The sequence below is a fragment of the Phytobacter sp. V69 genome (assembly GCF_965644215.1).
Classification (GTDB): domain Bacteria; phylum Pseudomonadota; class Gammaproteobacteria; order Enterobacterales; family Enterobacteriaceae; genus Phytobacter.
Genome location: NZ_CBFFRL010000397.1, coordinates 1 through 1,827, shown reverse-complemented (window position 1 = coordinate 1,827; position 1,827 = coordinate 1). Strand labels below are relative to the sequence as shown.

General features: G+C 48.0%; 2 protein-coding genes. One reads left to right on the top strand and one right to left on the bottom strand.

The features are described from left to right. Positions 1 to 560, top strand: a 560-nt coding sequence (locus ACSZPU_RS25485) for a fimbrial protein (protein ID WP_499004390.1), incomplete at its 5' end; no start/stop codon positions are given. Between the two features lie 82 nt (positions 561 to 642). Here ACSZPU_RS25485 and ACSZPU_RS25480 read toward each other — a convergent pair. Next, entirely contained in the window at positions 643 to 1,401 is a 759-nt protein-coding gene (locus ACSZPU_RS25480; RefSeq protein ID WP_499004388.1) for a glutamine amidotransferase, read from the bottom strand. Positions 1,402 to 1,827 lie beyond the last annotated feature (426 nt).

Below are 1,827 nucleotides of genomic sequence, written 5' to 3'. Positions count from 1 at the left end.
TTATCTTTCAATGGTCAAGCTGGGTTGCATCCGATTGTTTTACAAGAGGTTATGCAATTAAGGGACACAGCCTAGTGCAATATTCGAATTGGGGGGGAGGCAGTTGGATAACCCTCAGTTTTTATACCCGCGGCGATTTAACTCCCACGATACCCACATGCGATATAAAAGAGTTTGATAAAAAAGTAACCTTACCACCTGTGAAACTTTCTGATCTGATGAGCGCCATTCCAGGACGTTACAGCAATCTCACTAATACTTTTAATATTGCACTTGAATGTAAGGATAAACCAAAAGTTAGTGTGAAATTTGATGGGGTGAAAATGACAGGTATTCCGGATGAAGACGTACTGGCTAATAGAGTGAGTGGAAACGAGAACATGGGGATCCAGATATTATTTAATTCAACCCCGGTTAAAATTGGGGATGTTTTTCATATACTCAACTCTACACAGACACAAGAGTTGCTGACATTTAATGTCTATTACTATTACAAAGGCGGCGGAGTACAAAGTGGAGCGGTACAGTCGCAAAGCGAGTTCACTTTTACTTATCAGTAGACTTTATTATATAGGGCCATACAGCCCTATATTTTTGTGACAGTAATCGTCATTTAACAGCATAAAAACATATGATGAGAAATTACGCACTCTGCGCCATGTCATCCTGCTCTGGCATCGTCCGGTTGAATGCCTGCTGCACAAAACGACGCAGCAACTCAGTGGCATCCGGAGACGGCAATACGCCAGACAACAGTGCATGCGCGTCAAAGCCTTCTTCGGTCAACGCGTCTTCCCGTTGGTGAATCATGGCGGAAGCGATATCCGGGGTAAATTCCGGGTGAAATTGCGTCGACATGGCATTCGGCCCATAACGTACAATCTGATGCTGGTCATGCGCAGACGACGCCAGCGCCAGCGCACCTTCCGGCAGACGTGAAACGGTCTGCATATGAGTCAGATGCGCAGGGAACTCACGCGGCAATGTGCTTAACAGCATATCGTTACTGGCATGCGGGTGTAGCCGAATCGCCTGACTGCCCACTTCGCGCCCCTGCGGGTGCCACTCCACTTCACCGCCCAGCGCATGCGCCATCAACTGGTGGCCATAGCAAACGCCGAACAGCGACATGCCAATCGACATGGCTTCGCGAACCCACTCGGCGGCGGCTTCGCTCCAGGGAAGGCGGTCTGTCACCATCGCCCATGAGCCGGTAATCACCGCCACGCGGCTGGCATCCGGCGCAGGCAACGCTTCACCTTCAAACACTCTGACGACTTCGGTTTGTTCCAGAGGGTGCTGAATGGCACGGCAAAACCAGGTCGGGATATCGCCATGAACTTCACGAATGGATTCAGAGGGTAAACCTACTTGCAGGATAATTAACGGACGGTCTGCCATTACAACAACTCTCCTCCTGTATTGAACATTCGTTCGACTATGCGCCGAAAAATGCGGCCTGTGAAGGGCTTAGCGGCAAGAGGATTGTAAAGGCTAAACGGCTGACGGCGGAGTTTAGCGCCTTGTTATTGCGCTATTTATTTGTTTTGTTGGTGAAAATTCATACAGAATCGCGCTTGTGATTTTTTTGCATATTGTTAGCTTTTTTCTGGCGCATGGCTTGCCACAATGAAGCCTCTGTTGACAGGCTTTTATGCAAATGGTTGTATAGTACAACCATATCTTATTCCGGTTATGACCATGCAAAATGCCACGCTGATTAATGAAATTCGCGCCTGATGGTGCGCGAGCTAGGCTGTGTCCCTTAATTGCATAACCTCTTGTAAAACAATCGGATGCAACCCAGCTTGACCATTGAAAGATAAT

Bases quoted from the DNA above. Each gene is read 5' to 3' on its own strand.
- ACSZPU_RS25480 (WP_499004388.1), bottom strand. From the start codon at position 1,401: ATGGCAGACCGTCCGTTAATTATCCTGCAAGTAGGTTTACCCTCTGAA.